The organism is Phytobacter sp. SCO41, assembly GCF_003073275.1.
GTDB classification, from domain to species: Bacteria; Pseudomonadota; Gammaproteobacteria; order Enterobacterales; family Enterobacteriaceae; genus Phytobacter; species Phytobacter diazotrophicus.
In genome coordinates, this window is sequence record NZ_CP027225.1 from 5,438,889 (window position 1) to 5,465,247 (window position 26,359).

A 26,359-nucleotide genomic window follows, 5' to 3' on the forward strand; every position below is an offset into this window, starting at 1 on the left:
CGGCCTACGGGTAGGCCGATCGCCATCCGACAAAATAACGTTAAGCGGTTTGCGCCAGATGCGCGCCAATCTTGTTCATGATGGCGTCGGCGCGTTTCACCGCATCGCTGATGTTGACGCGGACGATGGTTTTACCCGCAAAACGCTCCTCAAACTTAATGCCGATATCTTTGGTCAGGATCACCATATCGGCATCCGCCACGTCCGCTGCGGTCAGTTCGTTCTCCAGACCAATCGAACCCTGAGTCTCAACCTTTACTTCCCAGCCTTTGGCTTTGGCCGCGCTTTCCAGCGCTTCGGCTGCCATATAGGTGTGCGCAACGCCAGAAGGACATGCGGTTACTGCAACAATCTTAGTCATGGCTCATTCCTCACTTAATTAATTTCAAAATTCAAATCCAGGTCGTCTTCTTTCTCGTCAACCTGAGACACTTTCTTCCGCGCCAGACTTTTCAGCACGTTCACGCAGACCGCTGTCACCACCGCGCCAACAGCAACGGCCGCAACATAACCCAGCTTGCCTTCCACAACCGGCAGAACAATTAAGCCGCCCCAACCGGCATAACACTGTGCGCCAGACAGCGCAGCCGTTACCGCACCACAGGCGGAGCCAATCATAATGGAGGGGATCACGCGCAGCGGATCGGAGGCAGCAAAAGGAATCGCCCCTTCGGTTACCCCAACGCAGCCCATCACCAGCGCGGCTTTACCGGCTTCACGCTCTTCTGAAGAGAAATTTTTACGGCCAATCAGCGTCGCCAGCCCTAAGCCCAGCGGCGGAACGCAGATACCCACAGCAGCGATTGCCACCACGGTGTAAACCCCTTGCGACACGCAAATCAGCATGAATGCATAGGCGACTTTGTTAACGGGACCACCCATATCAAAAGCCAGCATGAGTCCTAAAATAACGGCCAGTACCACGATGCTGCCCTGCTGCATCCCTTGCAGCCATGCGGTCAGGCTGGTGGTCAGCGCGCCGACCGGCTCACCCAGCCCCCACATCATGATGCCTGCGGTAATAAAGGTGCCGATGATAGGAATAACAAAGATGGGCATCACCGAGCGCAGCACCTTATGCACGGGGATCTTTTTCAGATAGTGCACCACAATGCCGCCAATAATCCCGGCGATCAGCGCACCAAAGAACCCGGCGCCGAAGCTGTTGCCTACCCATGCGCCAATCGCACAAGGCGCCAGCGCAGAGCGCTCGGCAATGGAATAGCCGATATACGCGGCAAGGAAAGGCACCATTAGCGTCAGCCCTGCGACGCCAATATCAAAAAGTTTCTTGAGATTAGGGTCCGTCGCGGCATCGGGTACAGCGCCTTTGCCATACAGCATCACGGAGACCGCCAGTAAAATACCGCCTGCCACCACAAAGGGGATCATATGCGAAACCCCGGTCATCAGGTGCTGACGGGTGTTTTTCAGGATCTGCACCAACTCTTTCATAAGTCGCTCCCGGGCCAGTGAAGGCCCATATCCATAACGTTGATGCGGGAAACAATAGGCAATCCGATAAGGTGCAGACAGTGGATAAAAAGGCCATTTACTGGATTTTTGTAATATCAGTACAAAAATGCGATCCGCCTCATAACTTAGTTAATCTCGGAATTTATATGACAGGCATTGACATGTGAGTTATCTCTCACTTTGAGGCTTACATTACATTTATCCAGTTTTTGGCAGATTTGTCGCGTGGCACCTTCAGCGGTTGGCCTTTTATCCTGTAGCAAGTAATTGTTATGGGAGAGAGGCTATGGCCCTGGTTGTGGAATTTACCTGTGAGCTGCCCAATGGCGTCCATGCACGTCCGGCAAGCCACGTTGAGACGCTTTGTAACACCTTTACCTCACAGATTGAGTGGCATAATTTGCGCACTGACCGGAAGGGTAATGCGAAGAGCGCGCTGGCACTCATCGGCACCGACACGCTGGCAGGCGACAGTTGTCAGTTACTGATTTCTGGGGCCGACGAACAGGCGGCCCACCAGCGCCTCAGCCAGTGGCTACGTGATGAATTTCCGCACTGTGACGCGCCGCTGGCAGAGGTTAAAAGCAGTGAACTGGACCCCCTTCCGGCCTCACTAACAAACCTGAATCCGCAGATTTTCCGCGCCCGCAGCGTATGCACTGGCAGCGCCGGGGGCGTTCTGACGCAGCTCTCCTCACTGGATCTCGACGCGCTGGGTTCCCTGCCACCCGCTAAAGATGCAGAAACAGAACAATCCGCGCTGGACAATGGTCTGACGCTATTAATCAAGAATATTGAGTTCCGCCTGCTCGACAGCGACGGCGCCACCAGCGCGATTCTGGAAGCTCACCGCTCGCTGGCGGGTGACGCTTCACTGCGTCAGCATCTGCTGGCAGGTGTTTCCCGCGGGTTAAGCTGCGCTCAGGCGATTATCGAAAGCGCCAGCCACTTCTGCGAGGAATTCGCCCGTTCCAGCAGCAGCTATTTACAGGAGCGCGCGCTGGATGTTCGTGATGTCTGCTTCCAGCTCTTACAGCAAATCTATGGCGAACAGCGCTTTCCGGCGCCGGGAAAACTCACCCAACCCGCGGTCTGTATGGCCGATGAACTCACGCCAAGCCAGTTCCTCGAACTGGACAAAACCTTTCTCAAAGGTCTGCTGTTAAAAAGCGGCGGCACCACCTCGCACACGGTTATTCTCGCCCGTTCATTCAACATTCCAACGCTGGTTGGCGTGGAAATTGAGGCGTTGTCACCATGGCTACAGCAGACGGTTTATATCGACGGCAACGCAGGCGCCATCGTCGTTGCACCTGATGAACCCGTTGCTCGTTACTATCAGCAGGAGGCCCGCGTACAAGAAGCCCTGCGCGAGCAGCAGCGCATCTGGCTGACTCAGGAAGCACGCACGGCTGACGGTATTCGCATGGAAGTTGCCGCCAATATCGCCCACTCTGTGGAAGCGCAGGCGGCCTTTGGCAACGGCGCAGAAGCCGTTGGCCTGTTCCGAACCGAAATGCTGTATATGGACCGTGCCTGCGCGCCGGATGAGAACGAGCTGTACAACATTTTTTGTCAGGCGCTGGAATCCGCTCAGGGACGCAGCATTATCGTGCGCACCATGGATATCGGCGGCGATAAGCCCGTTGATTATCTGAATATTCCTGCCGAAGCCAACCCGTTCCTTGGTTATCGTGCTGTCCGTATTTATGAAGAGTACGCCACGCTGTTTACGACACAACTGCGCTCGATCCTCCGCGCATCCGCGCACGGCAAGCTGAAAATTATGATCCCGATGATCTCCTCAATGGAAGAGATCCTGTGGGTCAAAGAGAAGCTGGCGGAGGCCAAACAGCAGCTACGTAATGAACACATTCCGTTTGATGAAAAGATCCCGCTCGGCATCATGCTGGAAGTGCCATCAGTCATGTTTATTATCGATCAGTGCTGCGAAGAGATTGATTTCTTTAGTATTGGCAGTAACGACCTGACGCAGTATCTGCTGGCGGTTGATCGCGACAACGCCAAAGTCACTCGTCATTACAACAGCCTGAACCCTGCTTTCCTGCGCGCGCTGGATTATGCGGTGCAGGCGGTACATCGTCAGGGCAAATGGATTGGCCTGTGCGGCGAACTTGGCGCGAAAGGGTCTGTGCTCCCTCTGCTGGTCGGTTTGGGACTGGACGAGATAAGCATGAGCGCGCCGTCAATTCCCGCCGCTAAAGCACGGATGGCGCAACTCGACAGCCGCGCCTGCCGCCAGTTACTGAACCAGACAATGGCTTGCCGCACCTCGCTGGAGGTAGAGCATCTGCTGGCGCAGTTCCGCATGACCCAGCAAGACGCGCCGCTGGTTACCGCCCAATGCATCACCCTGAACAGCGACTGGCGCAGCAAAGAAGAGGTGATCAAAGGGATGACCGACAACCTGCTGCTGGCAAGCCGCTGCCGCTACCCGCGCAAGCTGGAAGCCGATCTGTGGGCGCGCGAGGCGGTCTTCTCCACCGGATTAGGTTTTAGCTTCGCTATTCCGCACAGCAAATCTGAACATATTGAGCAGTCCACCATCAGCGTGGCGCGCCTGAAGGCGCCGGTACGCTGGGGCGATGACGATGCGCAATTCATCATCATGCTGACGCTCAACAAACACGCCGCAGGCGACCAGCATATGCGTATTTTCTCACGCCTGGCCCGCCGCATTATGCACGAAGAATTCCGCAACGCGCTGGTCAACGCCGCTTCTGCCGACGCTATCGCCAGCCTGCTGCAACACGAACTTGAACTTTAAGAGGACGCATCATGGAACTGTATCTGGACACCGCCAATGTGAAAGAAGTCGAACGTCTGGCGCGCATCTTCCCCATCGCGGGCGTGACCACTAACCCAAGCATTGTTGCTGCGGGTAAAGAATCCATCTGGGATGTGTTACCACGCTTGCAAAAGGCTATCGGCCCGGAAGGTATTCTGTTCGCCCAGACCATGAGCCGCGACGCGCAGGGGATGGTGGAAGAAGCCAGACGCCTGAGCAATGCCGTACCCGGCATTGTTGTCAAAATCCCGGTAACCTCCGAAGGTCTTGCCGCCATTAAGCTTCTGAAAAAAGAAGGCATTCCGACACTCGGCACTGCTGTTTACAGCGCGGCACAAGGGCTGCTTGCCGCCCTGGCTGGCGCGAAATATGTGGCGCCTTACGTCAACCGTGTCGACGCTCAGGGCGGAGACGGTATTCACACCGTGCAAGAACTGCAAAGCCTGCTGGAACAACATGCCCCGGAAAGCAAAGTGCTGGCAGCCAGCTTCAAAACCCCTCGCCAGGCGCTCGATTGCCTGCTGGCAGGTTGCGAAGCGATCACGCTTCCCCTGGATGTAGCGCAACAAATGCTCGATACCCCTGCGGTAGAGTCAGCAATAGAGAAGTTTGAGCAGGACTGGAATAACGCATTTGGCAATCTCAACCTGTAACCGGGCGTCAGGGTCACGGTACGTGGCCCGCATCGCCAATGGAGGAAATATATGGACCGCATTATTCAATCCCCAGGTAAGTATATTCAGGGTGCAGACGTTATCACCCGTCTCGGTGAGTATCTCAAACCACTGGCAGCAAGCTGGCTGGTGGTGGGAGACAAATTTGTTTTAGGTTTTGCCCAGGAGGCGTTGCAAAAAAGCCTGGCCGATGCCGGACTGGCCTGCGAAGTGGTGCCTTTCGGCGGCGAATGTTCACAAAATGAGATAGACCGTCTGCGTGCTATCGCGGAAAGCGCACATTGCGGCGCCGTGCTCGGTATTGGCGGCGGTAAGACGCTGGATACCGCGAAAGCGCTGGCGCACTTTATGGGCGTACCTGTCGCCATCGCGCCGACCATCGCCTCCACCGACGCGCCGTGCAGCGCGCTTTCCGTCATCTATACCGACGCCGGTGAATTTGACCGTTATCTCCTGCTGCCCAATAACCCGGACCGCGTCATTGTCGACACCAAAATCGTAGCTGGTGCACCGGCTCGTTTACTGGCTGCGGGTATCGGTGATGCGCTGGCAACCTGGTTCGAAGCCCGCGCCTGTTCACGCAGCGGCGCCACGACCATGGCAGGTGGTCAGTGCACTCAGGCTGCATTAGCGCTGGCGGAGCTTTGCTACAACACGCTGCTTGAAGAGGGCGAAAAAGCGATGCTGGCCGCAGAACAGCACGTGGTCACCCCGGCGCTGGAGCGCGTTATTGAAGCCAATACCTATCTGAGCGGCGTGGGTTTTGAAAGCGGCGGTCTGGCAGCGGCGCACGCGGTGCATAACGGCCTGACGGCCATTCCCGATGCGCACCACTACTACCACGGCGAGAAAGTCGCTTTTGGTACGCTGACACAACTGGTTCTGGAAAACGCGCCAGCGGAAGAAATTGAAACCGTCGCCGCGCTTACTCACGCCGTTGGGTTGCCTGTTACGCTGGCACAGCTGGATATTACCGAAGACATTCCTGCAAAAATGCGCATCGTGGCAGAAGCGGCCTGTGCCGAAGGCGAAACCATACACAACATGCCGGGTGGGGCAACAGCAGATCAGGTGTACGCTGCGCTCCTGGTCGCCGACCAGTACGGTCAGCGCTTCCTTCAAGAGTGGGAATAACCCATTAACACTCCCGGCAATGTCCGGGAGTGTTTCTTTATGTTCCTTTCTAGTGATATTGTCACTGCAGTTTATGTGCTTTATAGTGCGTTTTTCCTCTTAGCGAACCCGCACCATGCAATCATCAGACAGAAGAATGCGCATCTATGCCATTCTGCAGCAGGACAAAAAGGTCGTGGTCAATGACCTGGCGGAGAAGTTTGGCGTCACCAAAATGACCATTCGCCGCGACCTCTCCTTCTTCGAAAAGCAGGGCATTGTGAAAACCAGCTACGGCGGCGCGTATCTGACAAGCGGTGCCAGCGTGGAACCCAGTTTTCAGCTCAAATCCGTACAGATGGTTGATGATAAGCACCTGATTGGACAAAAAGCGGCTGAACGGGTGGAAGATGGTGACACGATCATTATCGACTGCGGCACCACGGCGCTGGCGTTTGCTCAATGTCTCTTTGATAAAAAAATCATGGTGATCACCAACTCCGTGCCGGTGGTTAACCTGCTCAAGGGCCGCAGCAACATCAAATTGATTGTCGCACCCGGCGAGTATGAAGATGACACCCAGGGAATGGTCTCTTTTAGCACGGCTGAGTTCTTCAGTACGCTGCATGCCGACAAAGTGTTTCTGAGCACTCAGGGCATCAACGAACAAGGGGAACTGACGGTCCCCAAAATCACTGATGCTCATGTGAAGCGTGCGCTGGCGCGTGCCGGGCGGCAAAAATTCCTGCTGGCCGATAAAAGTAAATTCGGCCAAACCTTCCTTGCCGGGCATGGCCAACTGAGCGATTTTGATGTCGTCATCAGCCAAAGCGGTATTTCTGCCGACGTTCTGACCCTTCTTAACGGCCACTGTGCTGAACTCATCCTCGCCGATAGCGTCGAATAACCCTCCGCGCCCTTCACGGGCGCTTGTGTTTTTTTGTGCCTTTAAATGTTTTATTTAGATTCTTTTGTGACAAAAGGAACACAATAGATCATTTTATGGTTGACAAAAGCACACCTCAGGCATGAAATGCAATAAAACCATTTCACCAGTGAGGGAATTTATGAACGGATTGCTCAGCTTCAAACCCACCAACAATGATTGCGACTTTGCGCGCATCGCCAAAAAACAGGATCAGATGTTCCATCGCGTGGCGACCCTCTGCCCGGAACGTGCCGAAATCATTACCGACTCCTTCAAACGCTCAGAAGGGAAATCGATCGTTATTCGCCGCGCCCTCGCGCTGGCCGACATTCTGGAAAAAATGACGATCTACATTGAGCCGGACATGCTGATCGTCGGTAACCAGGCCAGTGCAAACTTCGCCGCACCCGTCTTCCCGGAATTTTCCTTCAACTGGGTTATCGACGAGCTGGACGAATTCGACAAACGCTCCGGTGACAGCTTCCAGGTTTCAGAAGAGACCAAAGCGCGCCTGCGCGTGTTGCAAGATTACTGGCAGGGTAAAACTCACCAGGATGAGGTGCTGGCAAACCTGCCGCAAATTAACCGCCTGGCGGAGAAACAGGGCGTTCTGCACCGTGGCGGCATCAGCATGTCTGGTGACGGTCACATCATCCCCAATCATGATTTCGTGCTGGAAGTCGGCTACGGCGGCATGCGCGATATCGCCAGACAGCATCTGGCCGAAGATAAAGACCTGACCGAAGAACAGACCGACTTCTACCAGGCCGTTATCATCACCATGGAAGCGGCGCTGAACTACTGCAAGCGCTTCTCTGTACTGGCAAAAGAAGAAGCCGGGAAGACCACCGACGCCAAACGCCGTGAAGAGCTGCTGGCAATGAGCGAGATGTTCGCCCATCTGATGGAAGGCAAAGCGCAGAGCTTCTACGAAGCCGTGGAAGCGGTCTATCTGACCCACCTGCTGATGATGATCGAAAGTAACGGTCACTCCTTCTCCTTCGGCCGTTTTGACCAGTACGTCTGGCCGTACTACGAAGCAGACATTAACGCCGGCAAAATCAGCAAAGAGAAGGCGCTGGAGATCCTGACCCACTTCTTCATCATGACCAACAGCCTGAACAAAGTACGTCCGTGGGGCCACACCCAGTACAGCGGCGGCTACCCGCTCTACTCCAACCTGATGGTGGGGGGCATGAAGCCGGACGGTACTGACGGCACCAACGATCTCTCTTATCTGTCGCTGGAAGCCATGGCGCTGACCGGTCTGCCGGAGCCAAACCTGAGTGTGCGTTTCTCCAAAGACACCCCGCATTCACTGATGCAGGACGCTGCAAAATTGATCCGTAAAGGCTTTGGCATGCCGTCTATCTTCTGCGACGAAGTGGTGATCCCGGCGATGATGACCCTTGGTCTGACGGAAGAAGTGGCGCGCGAATATGCCTCAATGGGCTGTGTGGAAACCGCAATTCCGGGCCGCTGGGGGCATCGCGCCACCGGCATGACCTATGTGAACTTCGGCAAAATCCTTGAGCTGGTCATGAACAACGGCTGCGATCCGGCGACCGGCGTCCAATTGGTCAAAATAAACGGCAAAGAGGGGCGCGAGATCAATTATGAGTCTTATGACGAAGTCTGGGCCGCATGGAACCAGTTGCTGGAGTTCTACTCCGATCTGGCGGTGGACTGCGATCTGGTATGCGATCGCGCACTGAAATATCACGATGCCGATGCCTTTGCCTCTGCGACCATTAACTGCTCGCTGGAGCGCGGTAAGACCCTGAAAAACGGCGGCGCGGAATATGACTTTGTCAGCTCTTCCAACATCGGCCCTTCCGTGGTGGGCGACAGCCTCGCCGCAGTGAAAAAACTGGTCTTTGATGACAAGGTACTGACGCTCAAACAACTGCGCGACGCGATGGACAGCAACTTCGATGGCATTGAAGGCGCCCGCGTGCGTAAGCTGTGCCGCAACGCACCGAAGTTCGGTAACGATATCGACTATGTCGACCATATTGTCGCCGACGTATTCGAGTCTTACCTGAAACTGTTGCCGAAATACAAAACCGATCGCTACGGTAAAGGACCGAAGGGCTGCGGCTATACCATGTCCACGTCCAATATTACCTCTTACGTACCGAACGGTTTTGATGTAGGGGCAACGCCGGATGGTCGTCTGGCAACTCTGCCGCTAAACGAAGGCGCGTCTCCGTGCCTCGGTGCGGATAAAGAAGGCCCGACCGCAGTGATTAACTCCGTTTCGAAACTGCCAAACCAGAAAATCGCTGGCGGTCAGTTGCTGAATATGAAATTTACCCCGAGCGCGCTGGAAGGCGACGAAAACCTGGAGAAATTCACCGCCTTCATGGAGGCCAGCCGCGAGAAAAATATCTTCCATAACCAGTTCAATATTATCGATTCAAATATTCTGCGGGCGGCGAAAGCACACCCGGAAGATTATCCGAACCTGATGGTCCGCGTGGCCGGTTATTGTGCGCTGTTCTCAACGCTGATGCCGGAAGCGCAGGATGCGATCATCGCCCGTACAGAACTGGCCTGGTAAGGCGGAGAGCACCATGAAAACAGGTTTGATATCCCGCATTCAGCGCTACTCGACCAAAGATGGTCCGGGGATACGCAGTACCGTATTCATGCAGCAGTGTAATTTGCGCTGCCAGTGGTGTGCGAATCCGGAAACCATCAAGCCTGGCTTTAACGTGTTCTGGTTTAAAGAACGTTGCCGTCAGTGCGGTTCCTGTGTGCAGGCGGCAGCGAATAACGCCATTACCTTTGCTGCACCTGGCGAGGGGGTGAATATTGACCGTAAGCAGTGTAGCAACCTGCTTGAGATGGTCGATATTTGCCCTTACGACGCCTACGAAAAAGTCGGTAAAGAGATGACCTCCCGCGAACTGGCAGATCTGCTGTTACGCGATAAAGCGTTTTACGACGAAAGCCACGGCGGCGTGACCTTCTCCGGTGGTGAACCCGCACTGCAGGCGGAATTTATCACGCAGACCGCGCAGCATCTAAAAGCAGCAGGTGTTCATCTTTGTCTCGACACTGCCGGTAACATACGCCGTGACAAGCTGCTGCCCCTGGTGGACAGGGTGGATATGGTTTCTTACGACTTTAAAGCGTTCGACCCGGAAATCCACCTTGCCTGTACGGGAGTGGATAACCGGTTGATCCTGGAAAATGCAAAAGCGATCGCCGCCACAGGAAAACCCATCCTGGCGCGCATGGTGATCGTCCCGACGCGTAACGATCAGCCGGAAGATATCCGCAAGCGGCTTGATTTTATCCACAGCCTCGGCAGCGCCGTACAGCAGGTGGATATTCTGGAGTATCACATTTATGGCATCGGCAAATATGAAAAGCTCGGTATGCCTTACCTTCTTCATGATCTCCCGCCCGTTCAGCGGGACATGATCGCACAGATAAAACAGTACGCCGAAGATATTGGCCTCAAGGCTACCATCGGCGGTTAAGGAAAACAGATGCTGAACTTTACCCTGACGGATAACTACGCTGAAATGAGCACACTGGCGGCAAAACGTGTCGCGCAGGCGCTGGAGCGTAAACCGGATTTAGTGATGGCGCTGCCCACCGGCGGCACGCCAATCGGCTTATTACAAGAGATGAGCCGCATGGCTCGCGACAACGAAGCGGATTTTTCGCGGGCGTATTCGTTCAATATTGATGAATACATCCCGCTGACCAAAGACGATCCACAGAGCTATTACTGGTTCCTGGAAAATTACTTTTACCAGCATGCCAACCTGCCTGTTGAAAACCGCTTTGTGCCCGATGTGCTGGCCGCCGATCTGGCGGTTGAATGCGCCCGTTATGAACGCATGATTCAGGATTACGGCAATTTCGATCTCGCGGTCCTCGGTATCGGCCATGACGGACATATCGGTTTTAACGAACCCCACAGTACACACAGCCCGGTGTGCCACGTTATCGATCTGAATGACGAGACCATCGAAGCCAACGCCCGTTTCTTCGAACGCCGTGAAGATGTGCCACGCCAGGCCATTACCCTTGGCATGGGGACTATCCTCAAAAGCAAAGAGATTGTGTTGATTGCCAACGGCGAGTCAAAAGCGCACGTCATGAAACAGCTCTATGAATGCACGGCAATTGACCCGCTTTTCCCGGCATCTTTTTTGTTATTGCATCCCGATGTCACCATTATCTGTGACCGGGAAGCCGCTTCACTTATTCCTTCTCTGAGGTGACACCATGATCATCCAAAGCGAGCGTGTCTGGCTTTCTGGCGGCTTTTATCCGGCAACGATTCACATAGAGAATGGCCGTATCAGCAATGTCGCCATGGGCCTGTCTGACAACGCCAACTTCGATTTTGCTAAGCGCCGTATTATCCCCGGCCTTATCGACAGCCACGCTCACGGCGGATGGGATTATGATACCAACGAGAATAATCCCGAAGGCTTGCGCCGCTGGGCGGCTAACCTCCCGGCAGAAGGGGTAACGGCTTTTTGCCCCACCACGGTGACAGACGAAGATGCCACGCTGATCTCTGCGCTGGAGAATATTTCCCGCGTGATGGATGAAGGTTATGCGGGCGCGGAGATCCTCGGGATTCATTTCGAGGGTCCCTTTCTGTGCCAGAAATACCGCGGCGCACAGCCAGAAAAACAGATTCGCCCGGCCAGCGTGGTAGAGTTCCAGGCTTTCGAAAAGGCGGCGCGTAATCGCATTGTCGCCATTACCCTGGCGCCAGAAAACGATAAAGGCCTCGCCCTGACCCGTTACTGCGCGCAACGGGGGATCGCCGTCAACATGGGTCACTCCGATGCCTCGTTTGAGCAGGTGCTGGAAGCAGTCGCCAACGGTGCGAAAAACGTTACCCACGTCTATAACGGCATGGCGAAATATGTGAATCGTGAACCGGGGCTTCTCGGTGCTGCTTTTCGCCTGGACGGCCTGTACGGGGAAGTGATCGCCGATGGTATCTTCGTGAGCCTTGTGTCTGCCTCCCATCTGTACCGGGTGAAGAATGACGACGACGTCATTATGATCAGCGACTCCATGAAATCGAAGGGATGCCCGCCAGGACGTTATATGTTTGGCGGCGAACCGATGATTTTAGGTGAAGATGGCGCCACGCGACGTGAGAATGGCGTGCTGGTCGGCAGCACGCTGCATCTGAATCGCGGTTTATACAATATGGTCGAAGGCGCGATGGTGCCGTTTGGCGCAGCGCTGAAATCCTGCACGATCAACCCAGCGCGGCTGCTGGGGCTTGACGGACACAAAGGAAAACTGCAGCGCGGCTATGACGCCGATATTGTGGTGCTGGAGGATAACTATGATGTGCACACCACATTCTGTTGTGGCGAGGTGGCATATAGCGTCGCCGGATGATGCGCTCACCCGGCATTTGCGCTGGCTTATACCGCCGGGCGAACGCCCAGTGTGTGGCAGATGGCGTAGCTCATTTCCGCGCGGTTCAGGGTATAAAAGTGGAAGTCTTTAACCCCTTCGCGGCTGAGAATTTTTACCATATCCATAGCGATGCTGGCGCCAACCAGCTTACGCGTTTCGGCATCGTCATCCAGTCCTTCAAACATTTGTGACATCCACGCCGGAATACGCACATTGGTCATATCGGCAAATTTTTTCGCCTGTTTAAAGTTAGTGACCGGCAGGATCCCCGGAATAATTTCAACGTCAATGCCCGTCGACGCACAGCGGTCGCGGAAACGCAGATAGCTTTCTACGTCAAAGAAGAACTGGGTGATGGCACGGTTAGCGCCCGCCTCAACCTTGCGTCTCAGATTAAGTAAATCTGCCTGTGCGCTTTTTGCTTCCGGATGCACTTCCGGATAAGCAGCAACGGAGATATCAAAATCCGCCACCTCTTTAAGCAAGGTCACCAGGTCGGCAGCATACATATCCGGCTTGCCGCTACCCGGTGGCAGATCGCCACGCAGCGCCACGATATGGCGAATACCGTTGTCCCAATAATCTTTTGCGATAGCACGCAGTTCATCACGGGTCGCATCAATACAGGTCAGGTGCGGTACTGCTTCCAGGCCGGTACGATCTTTAATGCCTTTGATGATGCTGTGGGTGCGGTCGCGCTCGCCGGAGTTGGCACCGTAGGTGACAGAGACAAATTTCGGCTTGAGGCTGCTCAGACGATCAATGGAGTTCCACAAGGTCTGTTCCATTTCACTGGTGCGCGGCGGAAAAAATTCAAATGAAACATTAATCTGACCGTGCACTTCAGCCAGGCTCTGATTCAGGGCTTCCCGCTGGTTGGCGTGAAAAAAGCTCATACCTTACCTCATCAATCGCGTGTTGTTATTTATTGCGCTACGAACATCTATCCGTTTAGACGTCCAGATGTAAAAATGACGGAAAAGCGGACGGGCGTCAACAGGAAAATCATCATAATGCGTGAGGAATGTTCAGCGAAGATGAATTTTTTCAACTGACACCGCAGTACCCGACGCCCTATGGCAGAAAGGACTACTTTTATTATCCACGGTACGCATACCAGGGCGTTGCTCATCCGTGACAGCCGGGGTGACCGGAATGTCGTTATAGATGTCGCCAGAAGAGTAAGTATGCCACGAAGAAAAGCGCACGGTGAAACTGATGGCCAGACTGCATTTCATAACGAAATATCATCCATAAATAATCACAGGATATAATTAGAAGTCATTCATAGATTTCATTACCTCAGATTCTGACAAGTGTTTGTATCCGACGGCGATTTGTTTTACATCGTAAAGAATAATATAATTATTTGGTAAAATATTTTTCACCATGGACCATCGTAAGTCATAATCCACGACTAATAAAATCGTTCTGTAAAAAATATGTTATGGAAAACAAGGAATCAATATGGAAATTGCTTTACCGTCGATGTCACATCAAAAATGGACCTGCGCCGATATTCTGAGTAGCTATCGATTCTGGGGGATCTTTTTTTTCTTTTTAATACAGTCTCTTCTCGGCACGTTGGGTTCTTCGTACGGTCCTTATTTTTGGAACAGTTCACTGTCTCTTCCCACTAAACATATTAGTGCTATTATCTCTTGTATTCAGGCGGGATATTTTTTGGGTATGGTTCTGAGCTGGTTTTTCTGCCGCATAAAAAATCGTCACCCCCTCTACTTTGTCGCCTTACTATTAATAGTTGGCACAATCTGCGCTTTCTCCGTCAATGATGCATCTCAAGAAGTCAGGCTTACTATTGGGCATTTTTTGATTAGCCTCAGCGTGGGAATAATGACATTGTTATTACCCGCATTACTTTTCGTCGCTATCGGGAGTACAGAGACATTCGTTATTATGTTTAGCCTATGTCTAATAGCTAAATTTTTCATGGCGCACTGCTTTCCTATATTTATATTCCAACTAAATCCAAAGGATATATCGACAGTAGTGATAACTTTTTCAATTTTCGCCGTTTTGCTACTGCTACCGTTAAAAAAACAACTTTTCTATGTTTCGCCCCCTCAAAGAAGCTCATCAACCCAACGACCTGAGTACGCAAATCCCATGAGCGTCGCGTTATTAGCCTCTTTCATTCCATTTTATATTGTCTATTGGTTCGTAAAAATTCATCGGGAAATGCAGTTTGTGGCGTCTTCGCCCCGGTTAATGACTGCAAGAGGCGCAGGATGGTTGTCAGCAATCATGCCGTTTAGCTCAGCCATAATGTGTCTGATGCTGAGTGACGAAATCAGAACATTACTGGCGAATAAAAAAGAAAATTCAGGAATACGAACCGGCTGGACGCTAGTATGGGCATTACTATACCCACCTGTTGGTGCAGCGATCATCCAGGCAAAGATGAACCGATTTATCATGGCTAATACAGAAAACCCGGCTGACGAAGGGTAAGCAGACATCCTATTTTGCCCGCTATCGAATGGTAATGTTCGCCCTTTATCCAGCCTATAGTAGCAACTTAATGTAAGCGGTCAGGGTGAGTGCGCGCTGATGCCCTCACCCCAACCCTCTCACACAGCGAGAGGGAGAAAACCTACGGACTACAGCAACTGCGCCAGGCGGTTGATATCCGACTGAATTGCGCCGGCAGTGACATCACGACCGGCTCCCGGCCCACGGATCACCAGCGGGTTATCGCGATACCAGCGGCTTTCGATGGCAAACACATTGTCGCAAGGCAGCAGTGCCGCCAGCGGATGTTCCGGACGCACCGCTTCCACACCCACACGCGCTTTGCCGTTGGCATCAAAACGCGCCACATAACGCAGCACCAGTCCCATCTCGCGAGCGGCTTCCAGACGCTGTGTCATTTGCTCATTCAGCTCATCGCCATTCTCAAAGAAGTGGTCGATAGACTCTTCTTCACAGCTCGTCGGCACCAGGGACTCCACGCGCACGTGGTCTGGCTCAATGTCATAGCCTGCCTCACGCGCCAGAATGACCAGCTTACGCATCACATCTTTACCGGAGAGATCGACGCGCGGGTCGGGCTCGGTCAATCCCTGCTGCCAGGCCTGATCGACCAGGTCGGTAAACGGCACGGTGCCATCAAATTGCAGGAACAACCAGGAGAGCGTACCGGAGAAGATACCACTGATGGCCAGAATACTGTCGCCGCTGTCGATAAGATCGCGCACCGTATGGTTTACCGGCAACCCGGCCCCAACGGTGGCGTTATACAACCAGCGACGTCCGGTTTTTTCAAATGCGTCGTGGATCTGGCGGTATTTATTACTGCTGCTGGCACCAGCCAGTTTATTGGCACTGATCACATGAAAACCGTGGCTGGCGAAATCCAGATACTGGTCGGCAAGCTGCGGGCTCGCGGTGACATCCAGCACCACCAGATCATCGTACGGGTGCGCGCGCATCCACAGAAATAGCGCCTCTTCCTCCTGCTCGACCGCCTCATCATTGAAGAAGGCCAGCGCCCGGCTGGCGTCGAGACCATCGTAATTCAACAAGCTGCGGCGGCTATCCACCACCCCTGCGAGAACAAATTCGAACCCGGTACGAGCAGACAGCGCGCTCTGTTCGCGGGCAAACAGTTCCAGCCAGCGAGAACCAATATTGCCTTTACCAAACAACATCAGGCCAATGCGTTTTTCCGCGCGGAACAGTGACTGGTGCAGCCCCTGAATCAGACTTTCCGTTGGCCCCACGCGCAGCACGGCAACAAGGCTGATCCCCTCATCTGACTGCCAGACGAATTCCACGGCCTGACCTTTCAATTGTTGCCAGAAACGGTGGCTGTGCAACGGATTACGGCAAACGCCCGCCCCGACCAGCGCCACCAGCGCCAGCCCCTGACGTAAACGCAACTCGCCCGGCAGACCGGCTTCGTCGAGCAGTTTAAAGACGCTATCCACCACTTCCGAGGTGTAGCAGAGTTGCAGCAAATTACGGTCAGCGTGCGCGCCTGTCGCCAGCGGACGAACCTGAGCGCGCTTGAGGATCACCTCAATATCACGTTGCGCCAGTTTGAAATCTTGCCCGGCAGGGACCTGAAACTCGATCAGACAGACATCATCATGACTGGTGACGATGCGGGCACCCGTGCCAGATGCCAGCACGCGCTCAATACGCGTGGAACCCTGCTCCGGGTTATAGCTACAACGCAACTGCAAATCGATATTACTGCCGGATACCGGCTGTAAGGTTCGGGCATGGAGTACAGGTGCTGCCAGACGGGCCAGCTCGCTGGCTTCATCCAGACGCAGCAGAGGCAGCAGGCAGGCATCTTTCACTTTACGCGGGTCGGCGCTGTACACCCCGGCCACGTCGCTCCAGATCGTCACGCGTGTAACACCGGCTAATGCGCCAATTTGCGTTGCCGAATAGTCAGAACCATTACGCCCCAACAGTACGGTTTCGCCCGCCTCGTTACGGCTAATAAAACCCGTCACAACGATACGTTTATCCGGATGCTGCGCCAGCAGTTGCTGGAACAGCGGCCAGGAGGCGCCTTCGTTGACCTGCGGCTGTGCCGCGCGTTCCGCGCGCAGAAACTCGCGCGCATCAAGCCATGCCGACGCTTGCCCTTGCTGATTCAGTACGGCAGACATCAGACGCGCAGACCACACTTCCCCATGCCCCACCACTTCGGCATAGACCGCATCGGTAATGCCACCGTCCAGCAACCCGGCCAGGCGCTCGAGGTCACGAATAAACTCGCTAATCAGGCCATCAGCCACCTCCGGTGACAACAACCCGGCAATCAGCTCGCTCTGGTAACGACGTAACGACTGTTGAACCTGATGCGCAGAGAGACGATCGGTCTGGCTCAATTTAAGCCAGCTAATCAACTGGTTAGTGGTACTGCCTGCTGCCGAAACGACCATCAAATCGCCCGGTTGCGAATATTCCGCCATGATCCCCGCGACGCGCAGGTAACATTTCACATCAGCCAGACTGCTCCCACCAAACTTATGCAGTTGACGAACCTTCGCCCCTGCCTGCGCATTCACACTCATGTTTATCCCTCAGCTGCGACCCGGAAGCCATTTTCCAGGTCGGCAATCAAATCTTCACCATCTTCAATGCCGGTTGAGATACGCAGTAACGTCTCTGAAATCCCGGCGGCAGCACGTGCTTCCGGCGCCATGCCCGCGTGTGTCATGGTGGCAGCGTGGGAAATTAAGCTTTCAACCCCACCTAAAGATTCCGCCAGCGTAAATAATGACAAACCGCTTAAGAAGCGACGCAGTGTTTGCTCATCGCCATCCAGTTCGAAACTCAACATTGCGCCAAAGCCTTTCTGCTGGCGCGCAGCAATCTCGTGCCCCTGATTTTCCGGTAGCGACGGGTGATAAAGTTTTTTCACCAGCGGCTGCTTTTTCAGAAACTCAACGATCGCCTGGGCGTTACGCTGCGCCACTTCCATACGTGGAGACAGTGTTCGCAGGCCACGCAACAGCAGGTAGCTGTCGAAGGCGCTACCGGTGACGCCGATATTATTCGCCCACCACGCCAGTTCTGTGACAGTTTCCGGGTCTTTGGCAATCACCACGCCCGCGACAACATCTGAGTGGCCATTCAAGTATTTAGTACATGAATGCAATACCACATCAGCACCCAACGCCAGCGGGTTTTGCAACGCCGGACTCAGGAAAGTGTTATCCACCACGCTGACCGCACCAGCCTCACGCGCGAGCTGACAGATTTTCGCAATATCCACGACGCGCAACAATGGGTTGCTCGGACTTTCCACCAGTACCAGCTTTGGTTTTTGCGCCAGCGCCGATTTTAATGCCTGCTCATCATTCTGATCGACAAACAAAACCTTATAGCAGCCGCGTTTTGCCAGACTGTCGAAGAGGCGGTAGCTACCACCATAGCAGTCATGCGGCGCAACCAGCAGGTCGCCCGGTTTCAGGAAAACCGTGGTCACCAGATGAATCGCCGACATACCGGTGTTGGTCATCACGGCACCCGCACCGCCCTCCAGCTCTGCCAGGGCACGCTGCACGACATCGCGCGTCGGGTTACCGCGGCGTGAATAGTCATGGGCTCGAGGCTCATTAAATCCGGTGAAATTATAGGTGCTGGAGAGGTGAATGGGCGGAACAACGCAACCGTACTGCTCGTCATCGTTCAATCCGCTACGCACTGCGATGGTGGCCTGTTTACGCGTCATGGTGAAGGCTTCCTGGCTTAATGGATGAAAAGTCAGGCACCAGAGTAAACATAAGAATAATAGACGTCAATACATCTGGACATCTAAACTTCTTTGCGTATAGATTGAGCAAAATCGCAATAGCCGTTAAAATTATATGCTTTAGTGAAGTGACGCAGAGCGATACACCGTGTCACGGTACTGACTCTACGGTAAACTACGCGAGATTATGGTCCGGGCGCTGCGTTGATCAGGTTCTGACCTTTTATTAATGACTGAGAGGATTAAAGGTATCTCATGGCTGAATGGAGCGGCGAATATATCAGCCCGTACGCTGAGCACGGTAAGAAGAGTGAACAGGTAAAAAAAATTACGGTTTCCATTCCTCTGAAGGTGTTAAAAATCCTCACCGATGAGCGCACCCGTCGTCAGGTTAACAACCTGCGTCATGCCACCAACAGCGAACTGCTGTGTGAGGCATTCCTGCATGCGTTTACCGGCCAACCTTTGCCCAACGATGAAGACCTGCGTAAAGAGCGCAGCGATGAAATCCCGGAGGAGGCAAAAGTAATTATGCGCGAATTGGGTATCGACCCCGATACGTGGGAGTACTGATTTAAAAAGGCGGCTCATGGATTGAATCGCCTTTTTTGTCTCGAACAAGGATGTAAATCATGACAAAGAAGTTTGTCCTCTTGCTGCTCGCGGTGATGGTTTTCCCGGTTCTGGCTTATGAACCGCAGACGGGCGATATCATCTTTCAGATGTCTCGCTCGTCGCAAAGTAAAGCTATCCAGCAAGCCACTCATTCGCGCTTTAGCCACACTGCTACAGCATACTGAATACCTACAACCAGAGGCTGGAAAGCGCAGGAATGACGTTGGATACGTCGCTTACGTTAACGGCGGGAAGCGTTATACGCGCAGTGGAGAACCACAGAGCATGCCTGAATGTGCACTGCTATCCCCAGTAATGGAGCAGAGACAAACAAAAAGGCAGAAGAAATCTTCTGCCTTTTTGTTTGTCTGTCTGTTGCGCTGGCTGAATCAGAAGCGGGTCACTTCCGGGTGAACCTCTGCCAGAGAAGTGAAGTAAGACACAACGACATTTTTGAGTGCATTCAGCATATTCATTTTCCTTTCACGCGTTGTTGATAACCTCTTTCGCAGTGAAAAGCATATGCCTGTTTACCCTTATCGGCAATGTTTTTGTGACGCGCATCACAAAAACATTGCTCAAATGATCGCCTATATGACTGAGGCGTGAGATTGCGCTTCACGCGCCTTCTGGCGATTGATATAGCCGATATCGTTGTTGCCCCATAGCTGGTCATAAGGCATACCCGCCAGCATTTCCACAGTCTTACGCGCTTGTGGGGTGATGGATTCCGGCGTCAGGCGGCCCGCACTACGCATTTTTGCCGTCTCTTCGCGCAGAACGCTGTGCGTGGACAAGTTCAGGCGGAAGCGCAACGACACCAGGAAACCGATCGACAGCACCAGCACGGTACCGATACTCAGAATCATCAGGATGGTATGGCTCACTCCCGGCACCTGCGTACTCTGCCCGGAAACAAAACCGGACATCTGCATCACAATACCCACCAGCATCACGGCGCCAGCCTGAGAGGCTTTACGCGTTAACGTCATGATCCCGGCAAAGATGCCCTCGCGACGCTGACCTGTCACCACCTCGTCCACATCGGCGATATAGGTATAGATATTCCACGGAATATAGTTGATGCCGCCACGCCCTAACCCGGCAATACCAGAAATAAACAACAGCAGCGACATGTTATCGCTCTGTCCGGCCAACGACAGCAGGGCAAACGAAACCGCAGCCAGACCAAACAGCACCACAACAATACGGTAAGACGGCGCAGCGCCGAAACGAATACAGAGCGGGATCATCCCCATGACCGCGATAAATTGCAGAATCGCCATGGTTCCCATCAGGCTGGAGGCCAGTGTCGGGCTCTGCATCAACACAAACACCACATAGTAGGTGAAGACCGCGTTGAAAACGTCCTGGGCAATATACCCGCCAAGATACATGCCCAGATGCTGACGAAAAATACGGATACGGAAGGTGGAACTCAGCTCAATGATCAGACGACTCAGGCTTTGCCCAAGCGTCAGTTTCGGTTTCGCCGCTTCCGCTTCTTCATCACGCGGGCGCTCCCAGGTGAAGGTCCACACCAGCGTCAGGACGATCGCGCAAATCACCGCGAACACGATACTGGCATAGAAGAAGGAGACGGCATTATCTTTGCCGAAATGGCTTAACAGAATGCCCGGCAGGAATGCGGCCAGAATGGCGGAAAGCTGCGCCAGCGCGATACGCGCCCCGGAAAACTTGGTTTTCTGTTTGAAGTCGTCGGTCATCTCCGGTACCAGCGTTTCGTAAGGCACCAGAATCATGGTGTACACCACATCAAACAGCAGGTACGTGAATAAATAGTACCAGTAGTTCATGTGGCCAACCCACATCAGCGTATAGGAAAATACGCAGGGAATACCGAGCAGAATAAAGAACTTACGGCGGCCAAAGCGCTTACCGAACCAGGTATTGCCAAAGTTATCGGTCAGATAACCCATCAGCGGGCTGACAACGGCATCCAGCACCCTGGCCATGGCGAAAATGAAGGTCGCCTCAATCGGCGTTAAGCCGCAAAACGTTGTATAAAAATAAAGTAACCATGCGGCGGTCAGTGCTGTTGTACCCGCGCCCAGAAAATCTCCGGAGCCGTACGCCAGATAATTCACTAAACCAATTTTGCGTGTAGACATTGTTTAACCCAATCCTTAGCGAAATATAAAATTTCGACTTAAAAATTGCGAGCGGATACGGCGGCAATATATTGCCGCCGCATTATTCAGACACAGAAAGAAAGGTAATTAGAAGTTATAACCGATACCGACGCGATAACGCGTCTGGCGATCATCTGTCGTTGCCGTTTTATAACCAGAAGACACATTACCTACTTCAACAAATGGCACCCAGGAACCAAATTTATAAGCAATACGGCCGTTATATTCATAATCACGCTTGGTATTGTTATAAAGATTTTCAGCTTCAGCAAATTTATAAATACCGTTTAGCTCAAACATCCAGTTCCCGGTATTATAACCAATCCATACTTCCGGGCGGTTAACGCGACGGTCATCACGACCTTCTGCGTTACGACGAGTGTACTCGAAACGGTAACGGAAGGCGGTCCACCAGTTGTCGTTGATATTGTACTGAACACGCACGAACGGCTTATAAATGGTTTGGTTCTCGTCCGTTTCGATGGCAATACCAGGCAACCAGACCAGGTTGCTCCAGGTAAACTGGTAGTTGGCTGTATACTCAATCCCGTTCGTTTCCATATTATTTAGCGGCTTTTTCGCATCCGCATCATCAGAACGGGAAATACCTTCTAAGGCCACCCCAAAGCCGCTGGCAAAACGCTGTGACATATATACACGATCATAGTTACGCCCGTCATCGTAATATTCATGACGATAGTCTACGTAACCCGCATGGGCTGTTCCTGCCAGTACCGGCAGTAATAACAACGCATATTTCAACTTCATGGAAATTCCTCTTTGACGTAAATTTCAATAAAAGAAAAGCGTGTAGCTATGGATTCGCAGGCCAGCGTAACGAGTGAAAGACAGCTACAAATTAAAAATGTCCTAATAACGTGAGGAATTGTATTTTAGTGTAAATGTACAAACCTTTGAGTTTTTGCCAGCATTCCGTTTAAGTGGCAAAAAAGCAAAGATATGTCGGCTTAATGTCACCAACTGAAACATTGGATTTTTTAAAAAGAAACAGCGTGCCGAATCAAAAGAACTGGCGTTGCGAAAAACTGCGATAGGGGATGAAGAGCAAGGGGGTGTTACACATAAGGGCGCGGAATTCAGGGACAAAAAAAGCGCCTTGCGGCGCTTTTTTCATCTGGCAACTTATTTGCTGCCCGGGATGCTGAAGCGTTTGTTGAAACGCTCAACACGACCACCGGTATCAACAACACGTTGTTTACCAGTAAAGAACGGGTGGCAGTTGCCGCACACGTCCAGGTTCAGGTCGTGACCCACGGTAGAGTGGGTTTTGATCACATTACCGCAAGAACAGGTTGCAGTAATAGCTACATAATTCGGGTGAATACCTTTTTTCATGGGAAACCTCAGTTTAAGGCCGCGTCGCTCTTCCAGCCCTAACGCCAGACACCACGCGAGTTAATGTATTAGTGGATCTCTGGCACGTGAATACGCACCAAAGGCGGCGAATCATACAGAAATTAACCAACGTATGCAAACTGATCCGCGCCCCACCTTTAACAATGTGTATACTATCCCGCCAGTTTTCAAGCCAGGATCCTGAGATGCCCGTCGCCCATGTAGCGCTACCCGTACCGTTGCCCCGCACCTTTGACTACCTGCTTCCCGATAGCATGGTCGCCAGCGCGGGCTGCCGGGTACGCGTGCCCTTTGGCACCCAGCAACGGGTGGGGATTGTGGTCTCCATCGGTGAGACCAGTGAATTGCCCCTCAGTGAGCTCAAAAGCGTGCTTGAAGTGCTGGACAGTGCTCCTGTCTTTTCCGTCCCGGTTTGGCGGCTTCTGCTCTGGGCGGCGGATTATTATCACCACGCCATTGGCGATGTGCTTTTCAACGCAATTCCTGTACCGCTACGCCAGGGTAAACCCGCCAGTGCCGCAGTACAGTGGTTCTGGTTTGCCACCGAGCAAGGGCAGGCGGTCGACCTTAATAGCCTTAAACGTTCGCCAAAGCAGCAACAGGCGTTGGCAGCCCTGCGCCAGGGGCGCATCTGGCGGCATCAGGTTGCTGAACTTGAGTTCAATGACGCCGCGCTACAAGCACTGCGTACCAAGGGGCTGGCAGAGCTCAACAGTGAGGAGCCCGCGCATCATGACTGGCGGCATGGCTTTTCCGTCTGCGGCGAGCGTCTGCGCCTTAACACTGAACAGGCAACCGCGGTGGGGGCCATTCACAGCGCGGCGGACCAGTTCTCGGCCTGGCTGCTGGCGGGTGTAACCGGTTCTGGCAAAACAGAAGTCTATCTCAGCGTGTTGGAAAATGTGCTGGCACAAGGGAAACAGGCGCTGGTGATGGTGCCGGAAATCGGCCTGACGCCGCAGACCATCGCCCGTTTTCGCGAACGCTTTTCTGCCCCGGTCGAGGTACTGCATTCCGGACTCAATGACAGTGAACGCCTGTCAGCCTGGTTAAAAGCCAAAAACGGCGAAGCGGCGATTGTCATTGGCACACGTTCGTCACTGTTCACCCCGTTTAAAAATTTGGGCGTTATCGTGATCGATGAAGAACACGACAGCTCTTATAAACAACAGGAAGGCTGGCGCTACCATGCGCGCGACCTGGCCGTCTATCGCGCCCACAGCGAGCAGATTCCGATCATACTCGGCTCGGCGACGCCCGCCCTGGAGACGCTCCACAACGTGCGGGCGCGGAAATATAAGATGCTGCGCCTGACGCGCCGCGCCGGCAACGCCCGCCCCGCCATGCAGCATGTTCTGGACCTGAAAGGCCAGGCGCTACAGGCAGGACTCTCCCCTGCTCTTGTCAATCGCATGCGCCAGCATTTGCAGGCAGGCAATCAGGTCATCTTGTTCCTGAACCGTCGAGGCTTCGCGCCGGCACTGCTGTGCCATGATTGTGGCTGGATTGCCGAGTGTCCGCGCTGCGATCATTACTACACGTTACACCAGGCCCAGCAGCATCTACGCTGCCACCATTGCGACAGCCAGCGCCAGGTGCCACGGCAATGCCCTTCCTGCGGCTCAACCCATCTGATGCCGGTTGGACTGGGTACAGAACAACTGGAGCAGGCGCTTGCCCCGCTTTTTCCGGGGGTGCCGCTGTCGCGTATCGACCGGGACACTACCAGCCGTAAAGGCGCGCTCGAGCAACACCTGGCGGAAGTACATCGCGGCGGCGCGCGTATTCTTATCGGCACGCAGATGCTGGCGAAAGGGCACCATTTCCCGGATGTCACGCTGGTTGCCCTGTTGGATGTCGACGGTGCGCTCTTCTCCGCTGACTTCCGCGCCGCTGAACGCTTTGCGCAGCTTTATACCCAGGTCTCCGGGCGTGCCGGGCGCGCGGGGAAACAGGGTGAAGTGGTGCTGCAAACCCACCATCCGGAACACCCTTTATTGCAAACACTTCTGCATAAAGGTTACGACACCTTCGCGGAGCAGGCACTGGCGGAACGTCAGACGCTCCAGCTTCCCCCCTGGACCAGCCATGTGCTTATCCGTGCGGAAGATCATAACAACCAACAGGCGCCGCTGTTCCTGCAACAGCTAAAAAATCTGCTGCAATCCAGCCCGCTGGCAGACCAGCACCTCTGGGTGCTTGGTCCGGTTCCGGCACTGGCTCCCAAACGCGCCGGGCGCTGGCGCTGGCAGCTCCTGCTACAACATCCTTCCCGCGTGCGCCTGCAACAAATTGTCAGCGGCACGCTTACGCTTATCAACACCTTACCAGAAGCCCGCAAAGTGAAGTGGGTGCTGGATGTGGACCCTATTGAGGGCTAAGGTTGCGAGGCACCTCGAAAAATTCAACTTTCATCACATTTTTAATGAAAATTCTGTAACCGATTAGATTAACTATCTGATAAAAATGTGTCTGCGCCTGCGCCGCGCATGCGAGGAGAAGAAGGTGAAGACCAGGAATCAGGTTGCAGCCGCGACCATGAAAGATGTTGCCGTTAAAGCGAAGGTATCCACGGCAACGGTGTCCCGTGCGTTAATGAACCCGGATAAAGTGTCGCAGGCTACCCGCAATCGGGTTGAGCAGGCGGCAATGGAAGTGGGTTATTTGCCGCAGTCGATGGGACGTAACGTTAAACGTAATGAATCCCGGACGATTCTGGTGATTGTGCCGGATATTTGCGATCCGTTTTTTAGTGAAATTATCCGTGGCATCGAAGTCACTGCCGCAGAAAATGGCTATCTGGTATTGATCGGCGATTGTGCTCATCAGAATCAGCAAGAAAAAACCTTTATCGATTTAATCATCACTAAGCAGATAGATGGCATGTTGCTGCTCGGTTCACGCTTGCCTTTTGATGCCAGCATCGAAGAACAACGTAACCTGCCGCCAATGGTGATGGCGAATGAATTTGCCCCGGAACTGGAACTGCCCACAGTACATATCGACAACCTGACCGCCGCCTTCAATGCCGTGAATTACCTGCGCGAACAGGGGCATCAATACATTGGTTGCATCGCCGGTCCGGAAGAGATGCCGCTGTGCCACTATCGCCTGCAGGGCTATGTACAGGCGCTGCGTCGCTCCGGCATTACAGTTGACCCGCACTATATTGCCCGTGGCGACTTTACCTTTGCCGCTGGTAGCGAGGCGCTGGAACGGTTACTCTCGCTGCCGAAGCCGCCCACGGCGGTATTCTGTCATAGCGACGTCATGGCGCTCGGCGCATTGTCTTATGCGAAGCGCCGTGGTCTGAAAGTGCCGAATGATTTGTCTATTATTGGTTTCGATAACATCTCGCTGGCGGAATTCTGCGATCCTCCGCTCACCACCGTTGCCCAGCCGCGTTTCGATATCGGTCGCGAAGCAATGCTGTTATTACTTGAACAGTTACAAGGGCATACGGTAAGCAGCGGCTCCCGATTACTGGATTGCGAATTGGTCATTCGTGGGTCAACTAAGGCGTTGACTTAACGTAAATGCGTTATCGGAATCCCTCTTCTG

21 protein-coding genes and 1 pseudogene are annotated in these 26,359 nt (G+C 53.6%); 13 read left to right on the forward strand and 9 right to left on the reverse strand.

Going from position 1 to position 26,359, the window contains the following annotated elements; all coding sequences use genetic code 11:
- Positions 1–40 precede the first annotated feature (40 nt).
- A complete protein-coding gene (locus C5523_RS26415) occupies positions 41–361 on the reverse strand; it encodes a PTS fructose-like transporter subunit IIB (RefSeq protein ID WP_071194812.1) in 321 nt (106 codons plus the stop codon).
- Positions 362–375: 14 nt separating this feature from the next.
- A complete protein-coding gene (locus tag C5523_RS26420; protein ID WP_108702233.1) occupies positions 376–1,455 on the reverse strand; it encodes a PTS fructose transporter subunit EIIC in 1,080 nt (359 codons plus the stop codon).
- Between the two features lie 307 nt (positions 1,456–1,762).
- Between C5523_RS26420 and ptsP the strand changes: the two genes are divergently transcribed.
- The 8 genes from ptsP (at position 1,763) to nagA (ending at position 12,394) form a co-directional block, all read left to right on the forward strand.
- Positions 1,763–4,264 carry a phosphoenolpyruvate--protein phosphotransferase gene (ptsP, locus tag C5523_RS26425; protein WP_108702234.1) on the forward strand — a complete coding sequence of 834 codons (2,502 nt, stop codon included), beginning with the start codon at positions 1,763–1,765 and terminating at the stop codon, positions 4,262–4,264.
- A gap of 11 nt (positions 4,265–4,275) precedes the next feature.
- A complete protein-coding gene (gene fsa / locus C5523_RS26430; RefSeq protein WP_071194809.1) occupies positions 4,276–4,938 on the forward strand; it encodes a fructose-6-phosphate aldolase in 663 nt (220 codons plus the stop codon).
- A gap of 51 nt (positions 4,939–4,989) precedes the next feature.
- Positions 4,990–6,093: a glycerol dehydrogenase gene (locus C5523_RS26435; protein WP_039077285.1), complete on the forward strand. Its 1,104-nt coding sequence runs from the start codon at positions 4,990–4,992 to the stop codon at positions 6,091–6,093.
- Between the two features lie 136 nt (positions 6,094–6,229).
- The gene (locus tag C5523_RS26440; RefSeq protein ID WP_108702235.1) at positions 6,230–6,979 is read left to right on the forward strand and encodes a DeoR/GlpR family DNA-binding transcription regulator; all 750 of its coding nucleotides are present in this window, start codon (positions 6,230–6,232) and stop codon (positions 6,977–6,979) included.
- A 160-nt stretch (positions 6,980–7,139) separates the two neighbouring features.
- Entirely contained in the window at positions 7,140–9,563 is a 2,424-nt protein-coding gene (locus C5523_RS26445; RefSeq protein ID WP_079498477.1) for a formate C-acetyltransferase/glycerol dehydratase family glycyl radical enzyme, read from the forward strand.
- A gap of 13 nt (positions 9,564–9,576) precedes the next feature.
- Positions 9,577–10,491 (forward strand): glycyl-radical enzyme activating protein, encoded by a 915-nt coding sequence (locus tag C5523_RS26450; protein ID WP_071194806.1) that lies wholly within the window; start codon positions 9,577–9,579, stop codon positions 10,489–10,491.
- Between the two features lie 9 nt (positions 10,492–10,500).
- The gene (gene nagB, locus C5523_RS26455) at positions 10,501–11,244 is read left to right on the forward strand and encodes a glucosamine-6-phosphate deaminase (RefSeq protein ID WP_108702236.1); all 744 of its coding nucleotides are present in this window, start codon (positions 10,501–10,503) and stop codon (positions 11,242–11,244) included.
- Positions 11,245–11,248: 4 nt separating this feature from the next.
- On the forward strand, positions 11,249–12,394 hold the full coding sequence (nagA, locus tag C5523_RS26460; protein WP_039077290.1) for an N-acetylglucosamine-6-phosphate deacetylase: 1,146 nt from the start codon (positions 11,249–11,251) through the stop codon (positions 12,392–12,394).
- Positions 12,395–12,420: 26 nt separating this feature from the next.
- Here the strand turns inward: nagA and metF are convergent, their stop codons facing one another.
- The gene (gene metF / locus C5523_RS26465) at positions 12,421–13,311 is read right to left on the reverse strand and encodes a methylenetetrahydrofolate reductase (RefSeq protein ID WP_039077291.1); all 891 of its coding nucleotides are present in this window, start codon (positions 13,309–13,311) and stop codon (positions 12,421–12,423) included.
- A 132-nt stretch (positions 13,312–13,443) separates the two neighbouring features.
- Positions 13,444–13,653: a hypothetical protein gene (locus C5523_RS27335; RefSeq protein ID WP_071194804.1), complete on the reverse strand. Its 210-nt coding sequence runs from the start codon at positions 13,651–13,653 to the stop codon at positions 13,444–13,446.
- Positions 13,654–13,882: 229 nt separating this feature from the next.
- Here C5523_RS27335 and C5523_RS26470 point away from each other — a divergent pair, with 229 nt between their 5' ends.
- A complete protein-coding gene (locus C5523_RS26470) occupies positions 13,883–14,887 on the forward strand; it encodes a hypothetical protein (protein WP_071194803.1) in 1,005 nt (334 codons plus the stop codon).
- A 149-nt stretch (positions 14,888–15,036) separates the two neighbouring features.
- Here C5523_RS26470 and C5523_RS26475 read toward each other — a convergent pair whose 3' ends face one another.
- Both C5523_RS26475 and metB read right to left on the reverse strand, forming a co-directional pair.
- Positions 15,037–17,469 carry a bifunctional aspartate kinase/homoserine dehydrogenase II gene (locus C5523_RS26475; protein ID WP_039077292.1) on the reverse strand — a complete coding sequence of 811 codons (2,433 nt, stop codon included), beginning with the start codon at positions 17,467–17,469 and terminating at the stop codon, positions 15,037–15,039.
- 2 nt (positions 17,470–17,471) lie between these two features.
- Positions 17,472–18,632 (reverse strand): cystathionine gamma-synthase, encoded by a 1,161-nt coding sequence (gene metB, locus C5523_RS26480; protein WP_071194801.1) that lies wholly within the window; start codon positions 18,630–18,632, stop codon positions 17,472–17,474.
- A gap of 276 nt (positions 18,633–18,908) precedes the next feature.
- Here metB and metJ point away from each other — a divergent pair, with 276 nt between their 5' ends.
- On the forward strand, positions 18,909–19,226 hold the full coding sequence (gene metJ, locus C5523_RS26485) for a met regulon transcriptional regulator MetJ (RefSeq protein ID WP_007369220.1): 318 nt from the start codon (positions 18,909–18,911) through the stop codon (positions 19,224–19,226).
- A gap of 95 nt (positions 19,227–19,321) precedes the next feature.
- Positions 19,322–19,438: pseudogene (locus C5523_RS26490) on the forward strand (hypothetical protein); the annotation flags it as partial.
- Positions 19,439–19,858: 420 nt separating this feature from the next.
- On the opposite strand, the gene C5523_RS26495 reads toward C5523_RS26490, so the two are convergent.
- The 3 genes from C5523_RS26495 to rpmE form a co-directional block, all read right to left on the reverse strand.
- Positions 19,859–21,400: an MFS transporter gene (locus C5523_RS26495; RefSeq protein WP_079498465.1), complete on the reverse strand. Its 1,542-nt coding sequence runs from the start codon at positions 21,398–21,400 to the stop codon at positions 19,859–19,861.
- Positions 21,401–21,508: 108 nt separating this feature from the next.
- Positions 21,509–22,189 carry an oligogalacturonate-specific porin KdgM family protein gene (locus tag C5523_RS26500; protein WP_039077295.1) on the reverse strand — a complete coding sequence of 227 codons (681 nt, stop codon included), beginning with the start codon at positions 22,187–22,189 and terminating at the stop codon, positions 21,509–21,511.
- Between the two features lie 375 nt (positions 22,190–22,564).
- Positions 22,565–22,777, reverse strand: coding sequence for a 50S ribosomal protein L31 (gene rpmE, locus C5523_RS26505; protein WP_039055221.1), 213 nt, complete (start codon positions 22,775–22,777; stop codon positions 22,565–22,567).
- A gap of 206 nt (positions 22,778–22,983) precedes the next feature.
- Here rpmE and priA point away from each other — a divergent pair, with 206 nt between their 5' ends.
- Together priA and cytR are read left to right on the forward strand one after the other, a co-directional pair.
- Positions 22,984–25,179, forward strand: a complete 2,196-nt coding sequence (gene priA / locus C5523_RS26510; protein WP_039077296.1) for a primosomal protein N' — start codon at positions 22,984–22,986, stop codon at positions 25,177–25,179.
- Between the two features lie 124 nt (positions 25,180–25,303).
- Entirely contained in the window at positions 25,304–26,329 is a 1,026-nt protein-coding gene (cytR, locus tag C5523_RS26515; protein ID WP_039077297.1) for a DNA-binding transcriptional regulator CytR, read from the forward strand.
- Positions 26,330–26,359 lie beyond the last annotated feature (30 nt).